The sequence below is a fragment of the Streptomyces sp. NPDC059668 genome (assembly GCF_042734135.1).
In the GTDB taxonomy this organism is placed as follows: domain Bacteria; phylum Actinomycetota; class Actinomycetes; order Streptomycetales; family Streptomycetaceae; genus Streptomyces.
This window is the reverse complement of sequence record NZ_JBHWEL010000021.1, coordinates 127419-128585: the sequence shown is the minus strand read 5'-3', so window position 1 is coordinate 128585 and position 1167 is coordinate 127419. Positions and strand designations below refer to the sequence as shown.

Sequence of the window (1167 nt, the reverse complement as noted above, 5' to 3'; positions counted from 1 at the left end):
GCGCGCGGGTGCCGCGTGGGGCGCGGCGGGGGCCGGCGGCGCTCTTTCTCAATTGCTCCCCCGCCCCCGCCCCCGGGCCGCCACCAGAGCGTGGGGACCTCAGCGATGTTCATGTTCTTGTTCCTGGTCGTCGCGCTCGCCGTCGTGGTCGCCGCGGTGACACTGGCCGTGGTGGGCGGCGGCGAGAGCGCGCCCCTGCCCGAGGCGGCACCCGACCGGCTGGACGACCCGCTGCCCGCCGCCCGGCCGGTGAACCGCGAGGACGTGGAGTCCCTGCGGTTCCCGCTCGCCGCCCGCGGCTACCGCATGGCGGACGTGGACGACGCCCTCGGCCGTCTCGCGGCGGAGCTCGCGGAGCGCGACGCCCGGATCGTCGACCTGGAGTCCGCGCTCGCCGGCGCCCGCGCGGACACCACCCGGCCGACCTCCCTGCACAAGCACGCCGAGGGCGAGCAGCGGTGAGCGACGCGGTCGCCGGTCCCGACGGCGCCCTGCGCTGCCCCTGGGCGCTGTCCACCGAGGACTACGTGTCGTACCACGACGAGGAGTGGGGCCGCCCCGTCCACGGCGACGACGCGCTGTACGAACGGCTCTGCCTGGAAGCCTTCCAGTCGGGGCTGTCCTGGATCACCATCCTGCGCCGCAGACCCGGCTTCCGGGCCGCTTTCGCCGGCTTCGGGATCGCCTCGGTGGCCGCGTTCACGGACGCCGACAAGGAGCGTCTCCTCGGCGATCCGGGCATCATCCGCAACCGCGCGAAGATCGAGGCGACCGTCGCCAACGCCCGGGTGCTGACCGAGTGGGCGCCCGGCGAGCTCGACGAGCTGATCTGGTCCTTCGCGCCCGACCCGGACACCCGCCCGGCCCCCGCGAGGCTGTCCGACGTCCCGGCCGTCACGGACGAGTCGACCGCCCTCTCCAAGACCCTCAAGAAGCGCGGCATCCGTTTCGTGGGCCCGACGACGGCGTACGCCCTGATGCAGGCGTGCGGCCTGGTCGACGATCACCTGGTGGACTGCGTCGCGCGCAAGGACACGCTCTGAGGGCTGTCGCGCGCAAGGACACCCTCTGAGAGTTCGGGGGGGGGGGGCGGGCCTCCACCGCCGCCCCCCCCCCCCCCCCACGCCCCCCCCCCCCCGTGTGGGGTGTAGAGTTTTAGATGCACCC

General features: G+C 74.6%; 2 protein-coding genes. Both read left to right on the top strand.

What is annotated here, in order from left to right; all coding sequences use genetic code 11:
• Positions 1 to 105 precede the first annotated feature (105 nt).
• Positions 106 to 462: a DivIVA domain-containing protein gene (locus tag ACFV2J_RS17970; protein ID WP_385439464.1), complete on the top strand. Its 357-nt coding sequence runs from the start codon at positions 106 to 108 to the stop codon at positions 460 to 462.
• Positions 459 to 1043: a DNA-3-methyladenine glycosylase I gene (locus tag ACFV2J_RS17965; protein ID WP_385097941.1), complete on the top strand. Its 585-nt coding sequence runs from the start codon at positions 459 to 461 to the stop codon at positions 1041 to 1043. The genes ACFV2J_RS17970 and ACFV2J_RS17965 overlap by 4 nt, the downstream gene beginning before the upstream one ends.
• Positions 1044 to 1167: the final 124 nt, after the last annotated feature.

Coding starts and splice junctions, on each gene's coding strand:
- ACFV2J_RS17970 (WP_385439464.1), top strand. CDS start 106: ATGTTCATGTTCTTGTTCCTGGTCGTCGCGCTCGCCGTCGTGGTCGCC.